This window comes from Schaalia vaccimaxillae DSM 15804, assembly GCF_000420425.1.
In the GTDB taxonomy this organism is placed as follows: Bacteria; Actinomycetota; Actinomycetes; order Actinomycetales; family Actinomycetaceae; genus Pauljensenia; species Pauljensenia vaccimaxillae.
On the sequence record NZ_ATUX01000006.1, the window covers coordinates 294,560 to 313,206 of the forward strand.

Genomic DNA, 18,647 nt, shown 5'->3' on the forward strand with positions numbered 1-18,647 from the left:
ACGCCGAGGGCTCCCAGTTGGGGCGTCCCTCGCGAGAGTTATGTGCGTCCCTCGCGAGGGAGGAGAAGGCGGTCAGTTTTAGCGCAGACCGTAGGCCTTATGGATCAGCCAGATCGGGTGCACCACATTCGCTCCCGTTGCGGTGCGTAGCTGCCAGCGGCACGTCTCCGTATCGCAGGCCGCTAACTCCACGTTGACCTGCTTAATGAAGTCAAAGACCGGCTGTCCCACAGCCTGAGCAATGTCGTACTTCTCTTTCTTCATTCCATAGGTACCAGCAATACCGCAGCACGGCTGATTCGATTCCTTAACCGTTACACCGGGGATCAGTTGCATGAGTTCAACTGCTGGCAGACCAAACCCCTGAGACTTGAGCTGACACGGAGCATGATAGGGAATCGTCACGTCCATCGGCTGGAAGTTCAGATCCAGTTCTCCCTTGTCATGCAGATGCATGAGGAATTCGCAGATATCCCAAGTGCGCGCTCCCACGTCCTCAAGCTCCGGGCTTTCTACTCCCAAGATTTCACGTGCCTCATGGCGCAACATGCCACCGCAGGATCCCGATGCCGAAATAATCGGAGCATTGCGATTCGCACTACGCAAATCATTGGACAGCTTGGTTACATACTTACGTGCTTCGTCGTAGAGACCATTGGACTGCAGGGCCAAGCCACAGCAGCCGTGCTTGGGCACGAGCACTTCGTAGCCGAGGTACTCGAGCACCTGCACGGAATGGATGGACGTTTCGACCTCAAAGTATTGGCCGGCGCACCCGTGGAAGAAGATTACTTGTCCCTTGGTACCCGACTGCGGCAAAGGCGTGTGCTTCTTGAACCATCCTTCGAAGGTGCGGCCTGCGGCCTTGGGCATTGGGGCCGCGCGGTGAACACCAATGACTTTCTCCATAGCAAAACGAATCGGCTTGACATCCAACGCCCAATTCGCAATCGGAGCCACAGGGGTCATTGCTGTACCGATGAATCCAGTACGTCCGATGATCTGATCGCGGAAAGGAATGCCCTTCTGCTTCTTCATATCGGTGCGTGCATGGTGGATCATCTCGGTGACTTTGACGCCCTGCGGGCACACGGTCGAACAGGTGCCGCATGAGGAGCAGTAGTCGATGGACGAGTCGACGATCTGCCCGGGTTTGCGGTAGCGCTCTGCTTGGGGGCCAGAGTACTTGGGGCCGGGGAATAGGTCGGTTACTCGCATGACCGGGCACTGTGTTTCACAGATGGTGCATTTGACGCAGGCATCGAGGGTGTTGCGCAGCCCGAAGTCTTCGTCGTGCAGGTCCAGAACGGACATTTCTTCGATGGTCATGCGATCCTCCCCAGGATGTCGTCGGCTGCGCGCAGAGCGGAGGCAAGGGCGATGCCCTCCCCCGTCTTTTCGCGCCAGCGGGTGGCTCCGGCGAGGTTGCCGCCGGCGGCATATACGTTGTCGTATGCGGGTTTTCCGCCTTCGTCGAGGACGCGCATGGTGTCGTCAACGCCCAGTCCCGCAAGGAAGAGAGGCTGTTCACTGCCCCAGAAGTCTCCGTGCAGCAGTTGGCCTTCAGCGCCCAGTACTGGAAGGCCCAAAACCGTGTCACTCACGGTTCCGTATGAGTCCATGTCAAGGGCTCCAGATTCAAACCCACCTGCTGCTAGGACCACATGTCGGGTTTCGATGGTGGTAATGCGTCCAGCGACGGCCACATCGACGCTTGCGATCCGCCCGCCCTCGGCGTGAAACCCTGCAACCGGCGAGCCGAGGATGAAGCGCGCCTCTGATTTGACGAGGTCGATCAATGCCTGGTTGATGCGCATGCCGGGGATCGACGGAGGCTGCAAGCTAATTTCGAAGATCTCATGTCCTAGCTGGTTTTGAATGTCTTTCCAGGCATTGGTGTCGTTGAGTCCGAGTACCGCTGGAAGACCCACAATTTCACCCTCGCGCAACAGCGGCTTAACAGCCTGCACGAGACGGGCACGCTGGGCTGGATCATCCATTGCCCTGGCAAAGTTCGTGGATGTGGTATCGACTTCGCCCTCACGTACTTCCAGGCTGATGGATTCAGCGCGGGCAATGATTGGAGTGCCCTCCGGGGTGCTTTGTCGGCTGAGATTTTCTGCCACCAGCGTCGGGTAGAAGTCTTTGAGTTGCTTGATTCCAACGATCACGTAGTCGCGTCCAGAGATAGGGATGCCAGCGGCCATCGAAGGCTGGTAGAGGGCGGTGGGCCGTAAGGCTCCAACTGCCGTGGGCAGGACGACGTTGTGTCGGGGATCCCCAATCAGTACATCCGGTCCCAGCACCTGCGCAAGCCAGGCGGCAGACTGCCCTATGTATTCGGGGTCGAAGTGCGTGTACGGGTGCGTGGGGCGCGAGGCCGCGTGGTCGGCTATCGCGTCAATGGGCGCTTCAACGCGGGAGTCGGCGCTGTAGCCGAGGATGTCGACGGTGCCTTGGCCGAGTTGAAGTCCTCCCAGCCCCTTGGTGACCAGCGTGACGGATGCCCCGCCTCGTGCCAGGCGAATGGTAGCTGCTAGGCCCGCCAGCCCTGCTCCAATGACAACTGCATCTCTCATCGGACAACCTCCTTTTCCGGCAGCGGCAGATGCTCAACGTCCAAAGTTCCTTCGTGCACCCAGTTATCGAGGGCGGCTTGACGCGCTTGTTTGCCGTACAGGATGGGCCATAGTCCGATCCAGCGGTTCTTGAGGAAGAGCCTTAATAGACCGTTGGCACGCTGGGAGTCAATATCCCCGCGTTCGTGGGCGATGCCGGTTGCGCGCTGGGAACAGAATCCTCCTTGGCACGGTCCCATTCCCAGGCGCACTTGGCGACGAACGTCGTCGAGTTGGCCACCGGGTAGCTGATCCATGGTGTCTTCGAGCATCTTGCGGGTAATGAGTTCACACTCGCAGATGACTTGGTCATGCGAGGGTGCCTCGTTTTCGTGTTCGAGGGTTTCGAGGCGGTGGCCAATGGTGTAGAGCTTTTCGTCCTCTGACCCTGGCACAGCCTCGTCAGCAGTGCGGCAAGGACGCTCGTCGCCCAGTTCGTTGCACATAATGTCGACGATGCGTTCGGCCATGAGCCGATAGGTGGTGAGTTTGCCACCTGCAATGGTGAGCATACCGAAGACGCCGTCGCGCGAGTGGTGGTCGATGACGCTCATGCCACGGGCCATATGACGGGTGTCGGTTTCCGAAACACGCGAGTCTTTGACGAGCGGCCTGGCTCCTGCCCAGGCGTGTAGGGCGCGGGCTTTGCGGAATCCGGGGATCATTGCTTCGCCAGCGTCAAGCATTTGCTGAACTTGGTCGGCTGGGATGGACAGCTTGTCTGGGTCCTCTGCCTTCAAGTCTGTCGTGCCAATGATGCACACGGGGTGGTCGGGTACAAGGATGTCGCCGTCTGCTGGCCACACACATCGGTTGATGACGGTGTTGGACATGCGGTGGTTCATTGCAATCATAATGCCTGCGCCGGGGACGACATCGACTCCGTGGCAGTCTCCCATGGCGGCAATTTGGCCTGCCCAGGGGCCGCCGCAGTTGAGAACAAATCCGCATTCGATGCGGACATCTTCACCGCCGCGTTCGTCATGTGCGATAACTGCGCTAATCCGGTCGCCTTCGCGTTCGATGCTGGTCACTCGGTGGTAGGTGAGGATCTGCGCTCCGTAGGCTTGGGCGGAACGTACGGCTCCCCAGCACATTTGCCAGCCATCGACGGCTCCGTCGAGGACTTCGAAGGCCCGCTTGGTCCGCGGGTCGAGGCGCGGTTCGCGTTTGAGGGCTTCGGAGACGCTGATTTCTTGAGCGGGCACTTTGGCGGCGGCTGCTCGGGCGAGGAATTGGTCTGCATATTCCTCGTCATCTTGACCAGTGACCACGAAGAGCCCGCCGGTGGCCTCGATCGCGTCGGCGTTGATGCGTTTGACGATCGTATTTTCTTCGGCACATTCGGTGGCGGATTCGGGGTCAGATGCAATGTATCGGCCACCAGAGTGGAGCAGACCGTGGAATCGAGCAGAGGTTCCTTGGGCAATGTCTGCCCGGTCGACGAGGACGGCCTTGTATCCGCGCATGGCCACGTCTCTGATGACGCCGGCGCCGGTTGATCCGCCGCCGATGACGACGACGTCGGTGTGAATGGTTCTCACAGCTCGGTCCCTTCGTTCGCTCAGATGGGACGAATATCGGCCCCATCGCCTTTCCCATAGTGCAACAAGGAAATCGATTTGATCGAATAACCGGCCACCTGTGCACATATGTGCGCAACTTAGGTTTCCCTAAAGTTCCATAAGAGGACTTTGAGGTGTTATTCCGCCGAAAAACCAAGATCCCAAGCCCCCCTATTTTCTTGCCTTCGCATTGCTGTGCGCCCATAGCGGAGCCAGTCGCGCCCGCACCCGCAGACCCATAGGCTGACCCCATGACTGAAACGATCCGCGCCCGCGTCCTCGAAACACAGCACGCTGACGAAAACATTCGTCCCCAGGATGACTTCTACCGACACGCGAACGGCACATGGCTAACCAACCACCAGATTCCCGCCGATCGTCCAATCGACGGGGCTTTCCACACATTGCGCGACCTATCCGAAGAGCGCGGCCGCCAACTCGCTGAGGCGGCGGTGGCCGGAACTCTCGACGACGTGGATGCACGCATCTTCGCCACCTTCTACTCCCAGTTCATGGATGAAGAAACCATTGAAATACTCGGCGCCACTCCCCTAGCTGGCGATCTCAAGGCAATTGACGAAGCCGCGAGCGCCTCGGATCTTGCTGGCTTGTTGGGACGCTTTGCACGCGAAGGTGTTGGAGGAATCTTCGGTGCCTATGTGGGGACCGACGCTCACGACTCCACCGCCTACATGGCCTCTTTTGTCCAGTCAGGCATCGGCCTTCCTGATGAGGCTTATTACCGCGAGGATCAGTACGAGCCGATCCGCTTGGCTTACACGGCTCACGTTGCCAAGCTTTTGGAATTGGCGGGCGTCACTACCAGTGAAGATGAGTCGTTGAGCGCCGCTGAACGCGTCATGTCGTTAGAGACGGCACTGGCCTCCCATCACCGCGATTCGGTGGCCAATCGCGATCCATTGGCCTCAGATCATCCGACACCGTGGTCTCAGTTGGTCGCCGACAATCCCGGATTCGATTGGAATGCGTGGGCACACCAGGCGGGCCTACCCCTAGGTGAAAACGCCGGAGAGAGCCTCGTCATCAATGTCGACCAACCTGACTTTTTGCGTGAAGCCGCAGTGCTGTGGTCGACCACGGACCTGGCAGACCTCAAGCTCTGGCTGAAATCCTCCCTCATTGATGCGCGAGCATCCTTGCTGTCGAGCGATTTCGTTGAGGAGAACTTCAACTTCCACGGGCGAATCCTGGCGGGCACTGAGCAGTTGCGTCCTCGGTGGAAGCGTGCGCTCGGCCTCGTTGAGTCAGTTGCAGGCGAGTCTTTGGGTCGCGCCTGGGTGGCGCGCCATTTCCCACCCTCGTCGAAGGACCGCATGGACGCCCTCGTCGCACGCCTACTGGAGGCCTACGGACAGTCCATTCGCGAATTGGAGTGGATGAGCGAGGAGACGAAAGCCAAGGCTCTAGCTAAGCTCGCCACTTTCAACCCGAAGATCGGGTACCCGCCCAAGTGGAAGGATATGTCAGGGCTAGAGCTGGACCCGGATGCGACGCTCATTGACAATATGAAAGCCGTTGCAGCATTTGAGGCCGATCGCGAGTGGGCAAAGCTAGGCAAGACGGTGGACCGAGATGAGTGGTTCATGACTCCTCAGACGGTCAACGCCTACTACAACCCGACTCTGAATGAGATCGTGTTCCCCGCTGCCATTCTCCAACCTCCTTTCTTTGATCCTGACGCTGATGATGCGGTGAACTTTGGGGCGATTGGTGCCGTGATCGGACACGAGATTGGGCACGGGTTTGACGATTCGGGTTCGCGCTTTGACAAGCACGGCAATCTGGAAAATTGGTGGACGGATGAGGATCGCGCCCGTTTTGAAGAACGCACCGGCGCTCTCATTAGTCAGTATGACGCACTGACTCCGGCTGACCTGGTGGGTTCAGCCGACGAGGGCGAGTCCGATCCTCACGTCAACGGTGGGCTGACCATTGGAGAAAATATTGGGGATCTGGGCGGGTTGTCGATTGCATGGAACGCCTGGTTGACCACACTTGCCGAGCAGGGTTTGACGGCTCAGACAGCTCCGGTCATTGACGGTTTGACCGGCCCTCAGCGTTTCTTCTATTCGTGGGCACGGGTGTGGCGCACGGCTTCTCGACCTCAGTTTGCTCAGCAGATGTTGGCCATTGATCCTCATTCTCCCGCGGAATTCCGGTGCAACCAGGTACTCAAGAATATGGATGCTTTCGCCCAGTCTTTCGACGTGGTCGAGGGCGACGGAATGTGGCTGGATCCATCTGACCGGGTGAGCATCTGGTGAGGTGCGCGGCAGAAACGAATCTTCTCAACATTCTTTCCGCGCTAACCCACTACTAAGAATTTGAGCATTTTCGCCGGTGACGTGCGAAAATCTCACGAGTGGCTTCTTGCCTGCGCTTTGCGGGCGGCGAAGCCTCATCATCAAGACAATGCACTGACCACACGTTGAACACGTAGATATGGAAGAGCACCACATGCCGGGCCTGAATCTCACTCGCGACGAAGCGATTGCACGCGCTGAAGTCATTACCCACGTCGAACGCTACGACATCGAATTGGACCTGACTCGCGGTGACACCGACTTCGCCTCGCGTACCCGCATCGAGTTCGATGCAATCGAAGGAGCCTCGACATTTGCTGATCTGGTTTCCACCAACATCCGCTCCATCACGTTGAATGGGCGCAACATCGACGTGGTCAACCACCAAGATTCACGCATTGCATTGGAAGGCTTGGCCGCCCACAACGTCCTCGAAGTCGATGCTGACTGCCAGTACATGCACACCGGCGAGGGGCTGCACCGCTTTGTCGATCCTGCCGACGGACAGGCGTACTGCTATTCCCAGTTTGAGGTGCCCGACGCCCGTCGGGTTTACACGACTTTTGAACAGCCTGACCTCAAGGCCTCTTTCACTTTGACGGTCACTGTGCCCGCCGGCTGGAAGGCTTTCTCGAATGCGCCGACGCCGGAGCCTCAGGACAATGGTGATTCGTGGACATATCGTTTCGCCGAGACAGAGCGCATGTCCACTTACATCACTGCCATCGTTGCAGGCCCTTACGAGGGCGTGACCGACTCCCTGACCTCGACTGATGGCCGTGAGATTCCGCTTGGCGTCTACTGCCGCGCTTCCCTCATTGAGCACTTGGATGCCGATCACATCATCGATATCACTCGCAAGGGCTTTGCTTTCTTCGAGAAGGAGTACGGCATCGCCTACCCCTTCACCAAGTACGACCAGATTTTCGTGCCCGAATACAACGCGGGAGCCATGGAGAACGCTGGCTGCATCACCTTCCGCGACGCGTACGTGTTCCGCACCCGCCCCACGGAAGCTCAGTTGGAATCTCGCGCGAACACGATTTTGCACGAATTGGCTCACATGTGGTTTGGCGACCTGGTGACGATGAAGTGGTGGAACGACTTGTGGCTCAACGAGTCTTTCGCTGAATTCATGAGCCACCTGGCTTTGGCTGAGGGCACTCAATTCACCGAGGGGTGGACCGGCTTCGTGGTCCGCAAGGATTGGGGTCTGAAGCAGGATCAGCTGCCAACCACCCACCCCATCACCGCTGAGATCCGCGACTTGGCCGACGTTGAGGTCAACTTCGATGGCATCACCTACGCCAAGGGTGCTTCTGTACTGCGCCAACTGGTGTCCTACGTGGGTCGAGAGGCTTTCTTTAAGGGTCTGCATGAGTACCTGACCGCGCATTCCTACGCCAATGCGACACTTGATGACCTGCTGAGCGAATTGGAGAAGGCTTCTGGCCGCAACTTGAAGGCGTGGTCGAAGGTGTGGCTCCAAGAAGCCGGTGTGACGCTGCTGCGTCCAGAGTTCGAAGTGGACGAGGATGGGAATCTGTCACGTTTGGCCGTTTTGCAAGAGTCCTTCTCTGAGGGTTCGTCGCTTCGTCCCCATCGTCTAGCGGTTGCTGGCTACTCGCTGACCGAGGTCGGCGAGGTTGAGCGCGTTTTTGTCGAAGAGCTGGATGTTGACGGAGCATCGACCGAGGTTGAGTCGGCGCGCGGCATCGCTAAGCCGGACATGATCGTCATTAACGAGGGCGACTTGGCCTATGCGAAGGTTCGCATGGATGCTGACTCTTTGGCCTTCGCAAAGGCGAATATCACGAAGATTTCGGATTCTTTGACCCGTGGCATCATCATGGCCAACGCCTGGGATATGACGCGCGATGGTGAGATGCCTGCTCGCGACTACCTGGAGTTGGCTTTGGCCGTGATTCCGGTTGAGACGAATATGCAGTTGCTGACCCTCACCCTGCGTCACATTGACGAAACGGTTCGCACTTTCGTGGCCGACGAGGCTCGCCAAGGCGCTCAGGAGTCCGTGGGACGCCGCCTGCTATTGCTGGCTCGCGTGGCCGGTGCAGGTTCGGATGCTCAGCGAATGCTGGTGTCGGCTGCCGCTCGTAACGCGGCAACTGACGCAGAGTTCTCAGCATTGAAGGACCTGTACGAGGGCGCGGCCACCTTGCAGGGCCTCGACTTGGATGTCGACATTAAGTGGGATCTGCTGACGTCCTTGGTGCGCGGCGGTTTCGCTGATGAGGCCGAGGTTGCGTCTATGGAAGCTGTTGATGACACGATGACGGGTCACCAGAATGCTGCTGCAGCGCGCGCTGCCCAGCCTGATCCGAGCGTTAAGTCGAGCGTGTGGGAGTTAGTCGTTCGCGATCAGTCGATTCCCAATGACACTCGTTGGGCGATGATTTCTGGTTTCTGGGCACAGGCACGTAAGGACCCGTCCTCGTATGTCGAATTTGCCAAGGACTACTTCGAATCGCTGGAGTACATCTGGGCGAACTACACCTTCCACATGGCCGAAGACATGACAATCCTGCTCTTCCCCTCCGATCTTGCGGGATACACGCAGGAGTTTGACTCGGCTGGCGCAGGTCAGCGTTGGATTGACGAACATCCGGATGCCTCTGCGGGCACGGTACGTATTTTGCGTGAGCGAATTGCCGTGTGTGAGCGCCAAGTTGCTAACCAGAAGATCGATGCCCAGGGATCTTCTAGCCTCTGATAACGGCTGATTGACCAATCAGAAGACCGCTGCTTCTACCCCAGAGAGGGAAGAGGCAGCGGTTTTCTTGTGCGCAATTGAGCCGCTTTGGTGCGTAGCAGCCAGCCCCTCGGTGCTATCGAGTTCGAGAACAACTCTCAACTAATCAACATATTGCAATATGCTAATATCTACTGCATACTGGTTCACATGACCACCGATGACATCCGACACGAGGTCGCAGACTTCTTCAAGGCACTCGGCAATGAATCACGCCTCCAACTGGTGTGCGCCCTCGAAGACGGTGATCACACGGTCAATGAGCTGGTGGAACTCACCGGCATGACGCAACCGCTGGTGTCCCAGCATCTCAAAGTGCTCCGTCAGATTCACCTGGTCACGGGCACTCGCACAGGCCAATCCATCACCTACTCACTGACCGACCACCATGTTGCACATGTTGTCGGCGACGCCTTCACCCATATCACCGAAATGATGAGCGACCCTCATCATTCACACACGATTGAGGAGTAAATCATGACCGAGCAAGACATCCACGCAGAGCACACCATTGCCGAACACGAGCACGGCGAGAACTGCGGCCACGAAGCCGTCCAGCACGGCGACCACGTCGACTACGTGCACGGCACTCACCACCACGCACTGCATGGTGACCACTACGACGAGCACGAGGCAGTAGCCGAGCACTCCAAGGCCGAGCACACTCACGGCGAAGACTGCGGTCACGAAGCCGTTGAACACGGTGACCATGTCGACTACATCCACGACGGACATCGCCACGCCGCCCACGGCGAGCACTACGACGAGCACTGAGCCTGTCACCGTCTGAATTAATTGGCTCCCAGAAAAGACGATCTTTTCTGGGAGCCAATTTTTATCGGTACTGCGCCTCGTTTTCAACGCAAAACGGAATTTGCGTCCGTGCATTAACGCACTTGCTACGATCAGCTCATGAGCGCGAAACAGTCTTGGCTGGCAATCCTCATTACAGTTGTGATCACTGCGATCTATCAAGCACTCTTACTGCACTCCGATACCTTTGCAACAGCTATTAATGATGAGAAAGGTTTGAGCGGATTCTTCGTCTTCGCTCCCCTAGCAACATTTGTCTGCTGTTTGGCTGAGTCGTCACGTAAAGGATTTGGATTCTGGCGCGCCGTTGCATGCGCAATTTCTGTACTGGTAGTCGAAACACTCATGCTTCAGATCCTCGACCTAGCCACCAGCCTCATCTTCCTGACCGCATACATCCTCATCGGCCTCGTCGGGGAACTCATTGGCTGGGGACTGCGAACACTGACCGTCGCCAACCACAATCAAACAGCCTGAGATCCCTCCTCTGTTTTATTTGCATTAAACATCAGCACCATCACAAACGGAGAGGCAGAATAAAGGCATGACAAAGAAAACCATTATTGACGTCCGTACTCCCGAAGAATTCGCCGAAGGCCACCTCGACGGAGCAATCAACATTGATATCAAGGGCGAGAACTTCGCTGAAGAAATCGCCAAGCTTGACCGAGATGGGTCCTACGCCGTCCACTGCAAAATGGGGATGCGCGCCCAAAATGCCGTTGATCAGATGACTGAACTTGGTTTCGTGGACGCAACAAACCTACTCACCTTGGCAGATGCCTCTGAAACCTTGGGTGTTCCCGTCGTCAACGACTGATTTCTCTTTAGCCGATTTCGGCTCAACCCAATCGAACTGGTCGCACGGATTACCTAGCGGCCAGTTCGTCGTCAATATAGGAGGGTTTAGCTGCTCTGTAGCCAACAATTCCCATAGCACCGCCGCTTACCGCCAACAATCCGAGTACCAAAGCTGTACTCCCCGTAGCTTCGAGCAGTACACCCACTACAACTGGGCCTATCGCCGCCAAAAGATAGGCACCAGGCTGAACCATCCCCGAAAGACGAGCCGCAATATTTGCACTACGCGACCGTGCTGGTATGAGTGCCACAGCAAGCGGGAAAGAAAATCCCCCAATTGCCAGAAGAGTAACGCAGAACCATGCAAGATCACGCCCAGCAATTATCAAGGTCACGTAGCCGGCGGCTGTAAGGGCTCCGAAGAGTAGTGCCAACCACGGCAGCGTGTTTGAACGATTCGTCAAGTCAATGACCGGTGCCATCACTAAGCCACCAAGCACCGACCACACGTTGATGGAAGCGATCATTGCACCGGCTTGCGCGCCATCAATCCCCATTGAGGTCAAAATTGTCGGTAACTGCCCAAATTGAACGTATGCACCCAACGACTGCAGACCAAACATCAACATCAGTGCAATCGCAGTCGGCGACTTCATGAGGCTAGGTTCTTTGACACAGATTCGGGGCTTCTCCCCGATTAGCTTGGGTACCCCGACTTTGGGTTCGTCGTCATGTCGTGGCGTTGGCACAACCGGAGGAAAGTCTTTTCCCACTCGACGCCATACCCACAGCCAAAAGAGTGCTCCAATGAGGGCTACAAACGCCCAAAAACCAATAGCACTGCGCCAATGCTGCCCATCTGCTCCAGCCATCGGAACCGCAATAAGGGAACCGATAGCACCTCCCAGAGGCAGGACCGCTCCGTAAACCGTAATGAGCATGACAGCTCGGCCCGGCTTATGAAACTTCACCCACGCCGGGACGATGACGTTACCGAGGGCGGGCCCAACTAGTGCCAAGAAAGACAACGCGAGGAAAACACCGTAATGGCTTGCGAAAGGCCGGGCTGCTAGGCCAATCACAGACACGCTCATTCCTAATGCCAGTGTCGACGTTAGTCCGAACCGTCTAGACAAAGGAACGGCTGCAAATCCCATGATGGAGAAAACAATGCATGGAAGAGCTGTCAGAATTCCAGCTGCAATCGCTCCCCCACCCAGACTTGCCTGAATCACGCCTAGCAGTGGTCCGATGGACGTCGCGCCGGCGCGCAGCGACGGTGAGATTGTCACTACGGCTAAGAAGGCCACCAGCGTCGACACTGTTGACATGTAGTGCACAAGTCGAGGCTCTCTTCCGGCTAAAATTCCTGACTCAGATAAATGAAGTAAATTCTTCAGCGATCGGTTCGAACTCACACAAAGTTAACCTACTCGCTCACCTCGACTCGAGCGAGAGACATCCATCCGATAACCACATCAGCAACGCAGCGTTCACGGCATGGATTTCCTAACCATCTCAGACTTTGTAGCGCTGAACGCGTCAGGCCCCGCCAGCATATGCACAGCGGGGCCTGAATCCGTTAGAACAACTGACTATCAGTTATTTACTGATTCAGTCGATCTGAAGGAGATTTTGGAACTGGCACCTGTTCGATGAATTTCTCTGCAATGGCAGACCTTGTCATGAAGACAACATCGTCCTTCGATTGGGCGTAACGTATGAACTCTGCCAGCCCATTAATGCGAGCTGGGTTACCGGTAATGCGCGGATGAATTCCAATTGACATCATGCGCCCACAGTCATCGCCATCATCCAGAAGTTGATCCAATGTTCGCTTAGCAACCTCAACAAAATCTGAAGGCGCTGCAAATCCCGTACCCATGATGTAGCGACAATCGTTGACAACGAGCGAATATGGGACGACTAAATGAGGTTTTTCATTGACAAACGTCCAGAACGGAAGATCGTCACCATAGTAGTCTGAGTCATAAAGGAAACGGCCATCCTCAACCAGAAGCTCGCGAGTATTCACCGACATCTCACGGCAATACCAGCCAACAGGCTGTCGGCCTAACGTCTTCTGGAAAGAATCCATTGCTAGCTGGATGAGTTCTTTCTCTTCTTCGCGCGAATATTCATAATGGTCGATCCAACGGTATCCATGTCCAACAATTTCGTCGCCACGTTCGTTGATCTTCTTTGCGACCTCGGGGTTGCGTTCAAGTGCCACTGCCGCTCCAAAGACCGTGACTGGCACATCGTAACGATCGAAGGTACGGAACATACGCCAAATTCCTGCACGAGTCCCGTACTCGTACATCGATTCTTTTGCCAGATCACGCTGGTCGTCCACCTCGAAAGGTAGCTCATACATTCCGTCGTTCGCTGCATCCCCCATCGCGAAGGTCTTCTCTGAGCCTTCTTCGTAGTTGATGACAATGTTGATCGCAACCTTTGCCCCATTGTCCCAACGAATTCGGGGAGGATTCGGACCATATCCAATAATTTCTCGATCTGGCCCTGCAACTCCTGGGATATCATCGTTGCGGTACCAATGATTCTTCTTCACTTGTGCCTGGTCGGGCATATCTCAACCTCTCATTCACAGATGGGGAACTCATCTACATCGTAATATGTCCACAGTCACATTCGTTGCGTACCAGGTGACTCATTATGTGCAACCACCTGCAGAATTATGAAGGCAAGGAAGTATGAGCAAGACAGTTGCAATAGGTACCACCGGTGGGACAATCTCGATGTCCGCAGTTAGCGTCCTTGGCCCAGTTAACGTCTCTCTTGAAGGTCACCAGCTCGTAGCTCCACTAGCCCAATGGCTTCCCGACATCAACATCAAAGCAACGACATTGCTCCAGTTGGGCTCTCCTCAACTCACTGTCAACAATGTTATTGAAATCTTCAATTTCGCTCACGAAGCTATAGCTTTAGGAGCGGACGGCGTGGTCATAGTCCAGGGAACTGACACGCTCGAGGAGGTCGCTTACCTTCTGGATCTTCTGTGGGACCGCGAGCAGCCTTTGGTCATCACCGGTGCGATGAGAGCTAGTGATGATGCTGGGGCAGAAGGATTAGGCAATCTAGTAGCAGCAACGCGGGTAGCGGTCGATTCACGTCTATCAGGCATGGGTGTTCTCGCCGTTCTTAACGACGAAGCCCATCTGGCGTCTTTAGTCCGAAAAGTTGACGCAAACGCACTGTCGGCTTTCAAGTCAGTTTCATGGGGCCCCGTTGCAAAAGTCGTAGAAGGCTCAGTTGCCGTCGCATACTCGCCCTTCACACGCCCATCACCACTACCCGTACCTGATACACCCAAGCTCCGTATTCCAATCATTATGGCCGGGCTTGACGACGATGGTGATACTATCCGCGCAGCAACCTCTAACGGTGTAAATGGATTAATTCTGTCCGCGATGGGCTCTGGACATCTTCCGATCGATCTCGCTGACGCTGCGGAAGAGGCAATTAAAGCAGGAATTCCTGTTGTGTTTTCTTCCAGGACGGGCGGTGGAACAACCACAAGAAACTCATATGCATATCCTGGATCCGAAGTTGATCTGCTTAACCGAGGCCTTATTGGCGCCGGTTGGCTCGATGAACGCAAATCTCGTCTTCTGTTGCACCTACTACTAGCTAAGGGTTCAACAATGGATGAAATTGAATCAGAATTCGCCAAGCGAGGACGTTTATAAAAGAAGCATTTCACAAACCACTTCTTTTTCGCACTCAGATTCTCATCCAAATATTTCACAAAAAACTTTCAAAACAAAACACAAAAGGAAGGCAGACTACTGATGAGCACGGAAAAACAAATGCTCTCAAAGCAAGAGCCGCAAGTCGACGCTGAAGAATTCATGCTTCAACCGGTTCCACGCAGCGCCCGTAGATCCTGGTGGTCAATGTTTGCAATCTGGGTTGGGTTTGGTTATGTGCCAACCGGCCTGATCGTGGGAGGCCAACTAGCAGGACAGGGCGGCGCTGCCGGCATGTCCTTTAGCCAAGCAGTCTTCGCAATTCTTCTTGGTGAAGGTATTTTGCTTGCGCTGACTTACGCTCTCGGCTATGCCGCGATGAAAACAGGTATGAATCTTTCCCTGATTTCACGTTTCTCCTACGGCCGCAAGGGCATTATTTTGCCAATGCTCATCATGGCGCTTCTTACTCTAGGTTGGTTCGCATCAATCGTCGGGATGGTCGGCGAAATTTTTGATGTCGCAGTCGGAGATCTAACCGGCATCACTCTGATCAACGGCCTGACTCTCGAGTATGTAATTCTCTGCATATTCTGGGGTGCAGTTTTCACCTGGTCCGCCTGGAAAGGGATTACTGCCATCGAGAGAATCTCTGCCGGGGCAGCGCCTTTCGTTCTCGTCGTAGCGATTGTTGTAGCCATCCTCATGGTTAACGAGTTCGGTGGTTTTGGAAATGTTCTAAGCGAAGCAAATAATCGTGAGGGCCTATCACTTGGAACTGCAATCACAGTCATTATCGGCGCATGGATTGCCGGCGTGATTATGGGTGTAGATATTTTTAGATATGCGAGCCGAAAAACTCATGTCCTCATCGGCGCAGGTGCTTGCTTCATTCTGACAAATCCATTACTAAATCTCATTGGATACACGGGAGCCATTGCTACGGGTGAGTCAAACTTCATCGCCTGGATGGTCGAAAACGGTCTGATTCTGACTATCCTCGGTGTCGTACTTTGGGTCCTAGCTCTCTGGACGACAAACATGTCAGAGCTGTACTGCAATGCTCTGTACCTTGGTCCCGCAGCAGAAGCAGTCGGATATCGCCTACAACGTCGTAAGATTGTGATCATCGTTGGCGCCATTGGCACTCTTCTTGGCTCGCTTGGCTTCTACTCTCTGTTTTTTGGAGATTTCATCACCGTCTTAGGAGCAGCATTCGTTCCACTCGCGGGTCCAATTCTTGCCGATTTTTACTTGGTGAGACGGTCCGAATATTCAACTGCCGATCCGAATGATCTACCAGCTGTACGCTGGCCAGCCGTACTTTCCTTCATTGTCGGCGCCTTCGCCGGTATCGCTTTCCAATATTGGATTCCGCTTCCCGGAGACTTCCCCTCCGGGCTTGGAGCACTCATCCTGACCTTCTTCTTGCATCTACTTCTTTCCAGGTTCATGGCAAATCGCACCGAGCAGAAACCGATTACTTCGGAGGGCTACACTTCTCCAGCTTCCATGTGAATCTCGATTTTCTAGCCCAAATTTGGTGGGGAGAAGGATTTAGCCTTCCCCCACCAAATTTCAAGCGTCGCAAGACCCTATCCATCTAGGTATTTTGCAGCAGAAGATATCTCAGCTAAGAAAATAACTTTAAGCCACTTACCCAACTAAACCACTAGTTCAGGTCAGAGTACTTCGCACTTGAACCTTTCGCTCGATCCACAGGGTATTTGCGAGCATTTATCTCGAGTTTTTCACGGATGATCTGAGCAGGATCGAGACCCAGATCGTCGGTTAACATGAGTGTGTAAATCAGGACATCAGCAATCTCCTCTCGGAGACCTGCCATGCGAGTGTCAACTACTTCCTGGTCAGAACGCCACTGGAATAGTTCAAGCAGTTCGGCTGACTCAACACTAATGGACAGAGCTAAGTCTTTGGGAGTATGGAACTGGCGCCATTCACGCTCATCACGGAACGTATTGACCTGATCGATCAATTCATCGAGCTCATTTGACATTTTGCAAAGTTCCTTTCGCTGCTGCCATCAGAGCATCCCTTAAATTTTGATCCACGGCATAGATATAAAGACCTCGAATGCCACGGGTCAATAGCACATTGATTTCATTGCGCAGCATCTGCTCACCCACATGCGCTTTGGTTCCATCCCGCAGTGTGCGACGAGATCGAACATCTCTGTTATGGCTTTTTTCTGGACGAAAGACTAAGCGTCCGTCCTCGTACCCCACGGACGGCCCAAGGATTACACCAACATAGTTCAGGTCGAATCCTTGAATAGTAAATGTAGAGCCAATCTCTTCGATGGTGTGTTCTTGTTCGGCCCAGGCTTGGTGTTTACTCGACCAATTTTTATTTGTGGACTTGAGCTGGTAGTTCCAAGGAGCAGAAAACTTCCCATCAATCTCTACGTTCCACAGTCCTAATCCTTCAGAGTTAGGCTGGGGCTTATAAGGCCAGTCATAGGAAGCAACCATGCGTGAAAGACCATCAAATTCCGAAGAAACGGTGGCACGACGACGGATTTCTTCATGCATCTTTGATGGATCATCAAAAATACGTAAATCATAGTTTTCATCATCTGGGATGTGCCCGATGGTTCCCTGATCGATAAGGGTCCGCAGCCACGATAGTGTTTCTTTAGAGCCGTTAATCCTGAGTTGGTTATGTAATTCTATATGCTCTGTTGCAAGTTGCTGAAGTTGCTCAAACTCGCCAATATTTCGGTATTGCTTGTTTCTAAGAATTTGATTGTGATCCATGACAGCAACCACGACTCTTGCACGCTTGAGTAGATCTTGGAGTTGATCTGCACCCGAGTATCCCTGAGTTCCTTGCGTCCACAGCAGGTGCGCTTCATCAACAAGGACGACGTCAGCTGGTTGTTCAGTGGTGAAGTTATTAATGAATCGCGTGGGGCTCATGACTGTGCCATATTTTCCCGCTGAGTAGAGCTGAAGTTTCTTCGCGATTTCCTGATAGACAGTCAGTTGCTCCTTGTGATTAACAAGTAGGTAATTGCGCGGCTGTTGGGTAGTGAGCTCTTCGACACCACGGTCAATTTCCATAATGTCAAGAAATAAACTTGATAACAGTACAGTTTTACCTGATCCAGCTTGTCCAGAGACCAAGATGAGCTGACCTCGTTGATCAGCCGCTACCGCTGTTTGAACTGCTTCTAAAATTAGACCTTTTGCATCGAGTTGTTCGATGGTGAGGTTATGGAATGGTGAGGCTTTGTATAGAGCGGAGTTACGAACCTCAGCATCCGGAGGAAATAGTTGTTCATCACGGGCGTGAAGAGATGACCAGATCGATTTGAAAATCTCATCAATCTGTTCTTTCGTATGATAGTTCCTCTGCGGATTTGGTCGCCGATTATATAGATGACGCACGTGCCGTGAACCCAGAAGGTGGGTCATTAATCGGTCTTCAATATCAAGAGTTAAAGACTTGTTAAATAGTTCGTGACCAATAATGTGCATCGTCGCATCCGGATGAGCAACGATTTGACGCCAGTCATGTCTAGTTCTCGGATCCTGCCTTAAATGTTGAATAGTTCTTCGATTGATGTCGTTCGTCTCCCCCACATATATGGAGAATTCCTGAGCGTCGCATGCCGTCCCACCATCATGATGATGCACGATGTATACGGTTGGATATTCGAGTAAGAATCGCGCAAGGTTATCGGGGTCGTCCGGATTCGCCTGAATGTGGGATACGAACTGCGCCAATGCAGATTCGTTAAAGGCTATCTCTGCAATGCGCGGATGCGCCCCTTCTTGAACTGCAGACACCGCGATCGTCCTCCAAATTTTCAGGCGTTTCACACACGAAACTTGACGACAGTTTAACTTCAGTTTTCTTGCCGGCAAGACGCCTTCTGATCGTACCGAAGAATCCGGTGGCGCAATGTCAATCAGTGCACCACCGGATTCTTCAACAAAAGTGTTTTCCCAGCGAAATCCCTGGAATACGGCCGACTAACCTATCGCCATGGTCACATCAATGGGATCCGGACCTCATTAGTG

Annotated in this window: 15 protein-coding genes; 8 read left to right on the plus strand and 7 right to left on the minus strand. The window is 54.3% G+C overall.

What is annotated here, in order from left to right:
* Positions 1 to 78: 78 nt before the first annotated feature.
* Genes G439_RS0104325 through glpA form a run of 3 tightly spaced genes read right to left on the minus strand, consistent with a single transcriptional unit; the run spans position 79 to position 4,162 of the window.
* Positions 79 to 1,329, minus strand: coding sequence for an anaerobic glycerol-3-phosphate dehydrogenase subunit C (locus G439_RS0104325; RefSeq protein WP_022867960.1), 1,251 nt, complete (start codon positions 1,327 to 1,329; stop codon positions 79 to 81).
* The gene (gene glpB, locus G439_RS0104330; protein ID WP_022867961.1) at positions 1,326 to 2,579 is read right to left on the minus strand and encodes a glycerol-3-phosphate dehydrogenase subunit GlpB; all 1,254 of its coding nucleotides are present in this window, start codon (positions 2,577 to 2,579) and stop codon (positions 1,326 to 1,328) included. Before glpB ends, G439_RS0104325 begins: the two co-directional genes overlap by 4 nt.
* Positions 2,576 to 4,162, minus strand: coding sequence for an anaerobic glycerol-3-phosphate dehydrogenase subunit GlpA (gene glpA / locus G439_RS0104335; protein WP_022867962.1), 1,587 nt, complete (start codon positions 4,160 to 4,162; stop codon positions 2,576 to 2,578). The genes glpB and glpA overlap by 4 nt, the downstream gene beginning before the upstream one ends.
* Before the next feature lie 272 nt (positions 4,163 to 4,434).
* Here glpA and G439_RS0104340 point away from each other — a divergent pair, with 272 nt between their 5' ends.
* The 6 genes from G439_RS0104340 (at position 4,435) to G439_RS11135 (ending at position 10,910) form a co-directional block, all read left to right on the plus strand.
* Positions 4,435 to 6,468 carry a M13 family metallopeptidase gene (locus G439_RS0104340; RefSeq protein ID WP_022867963.1) on the plus strand — a complete coding sequence of 678 codons (2,034 nt, stop codon included), beginning with the start codon at positions 4,435 to 4,437 and terminating at the stop codon, positions 6,466 to 6,468.
* A gap of 193 nt (positions 6,469 to 6,661) precedes the next feature.
* Complete coding sequence (pepN, locus tag G439_RS0104345; protein ID WP_022867964.1) at positions 6,662 to 9,238, plus strand: aminopeptidase N; 2,577 nt, start codon at positions 6,662 to 6,664, stop codon at positions 9,236 to 9,238.
* Positions 9,239 to 9,427: 189 nt separating this feature from the next.
* Positions 9,428 to 9,751 (plus strand): ArsR/SmtB family transcription factor, encoded by a 324-nt coding sequence (locus tag G439_RS11130; RefSeq protein ID WP_040434688.1) that lies wholly within the window; start codon positions 9,428 to 9,430, stop codon positions 9,749 to 9,751.
* 3 nt (positions 9,752 to 9,754) lie between these two features.
* A complete protein-coding gene (locus tag G439_RS0104355) occupies positions 9,755 to 10,051 on the plus strand; it encodes a hypothetical protein (protein WP_022867966.1) in 297 nt (98 codons plus the stop codon).
* Between the two features lie 138 nt (positions 10,052 to 10,189).
* Positions 10,190 to 10,567, plus strand: a complete 378-nt coding sequence (locus tag G439_RS0104360) for a hypothetical protein (protein WP_022867967.1) — start codon at positions 10,190 to 10,192, stop codon at positions 10,565 to 10,567.
* Between the two features lie 67 nt (positions 10,568 to 10,634).
* On the plus strand, positions 10,635 to 10,910 hold the full coding sequence (locus tag G439_RS11135) for a rhodanese-like domain-containing protein (RefSeq protein WP_022867968.1): 276 nt from the start codon (positions 10,635 to 10,637) through the stop codon (positions 10,908 to 10,910).
* A 49-nt stretch (positions 10,911 to 10,959) separates the two neighbouring features.
* On the opposite strand, the gene G439_RS0104370 is transcribed toward G439_RS11135, so the two are convergent.
* Both G439_RS0104370 and G439_RS0104375 read right to left on the minus strand, forming a co-directional pair.
* Positions 10,960 to 12,222 carry an MFS transporter gene (locus G439_RS0104370; protein WP_040434691.1) on the minus strand — a complete coding sequence of 421 codons (1,263 nt, stop codon included), beginning with the start codon at positions 12,220 to 12,222 and terminating at the stop codon, positions 10,960 to 10,962.
* Positions 12,223 to 12,497: 275 nt separating this feature from the next.
* Positions 12,498 to 13,481: a polysaccharide deacetylase family protein gene (locus G439_RS0104375; RefSeq protein WP_022867970.1), complete on the minus strand. Its 984-nt coding sequence runs from the start codon at positions 13,479 to 13,481 to the stop codon at positions 12,498 to 12,500.
* Positions 13,482 to 13,605: 124 nt separating this feature from the next.
* Here G439_RS0104375 and G439_RS0104380 point away from each other — a divergent pair, with 124 nt between their 5' ends.
* Positions 13,606 to 14,601: an asparaginase gene (locus G439_RS0104380; RefSeq protein WP_022867971.1), complete on the plus strand. Its 996-nt coding sequence runs from the start codon at positions 13,606 to 13,608 to the stop codon at positions 14,599 to 14,601.
* 102 nt (positions 14,602 to 14,703) lie between these two features.
* Positions 14,704 to 16,119, plus strand: coding sequence for a purine-cytosine permease family protein (locus G439_RS11140; RefSeq protein ID WP_022867972.1), 1,416 nt, complete (start codon positions 14,704 to 14,706; stop codon positions 16,117 to 16,119).
* Positions 16,120 to 16,273: 154 nt separating this feature from the next.
* On the opposite strand, the gene G439_RS0104390 is transcribed toward G439_RS11140, so the two are convergent.
* A complete protein-coding gene (locus G439_RS0104390) occupies positions 16,274 to 16,618 on the minus strand; it encodes a nucleotide pyrophosphohydrolase (RefSeq protein WP_022867973.1) in 345 nt (114 codons plus the stop codon).
* Positions 16,608 to 18,413 (minus strand): DUF2075 domain-containing protein, encoded by a 1,806-nt coding sequence (locus G439_RS0104395; RefSeq protein WP_022867974.1) that lies wholly within the window; start codon positions 18,411 to 18,413, stop codon positions 16,608 to 16,610. The genes G439_RS0104390 and G439_RS0104395 overlap by 11 nt, the downstream gene beginning before the upstream one ends.
* Between the last annotated feature and the right edge of the window lie 234 nt (positions 18,414 to 18,647).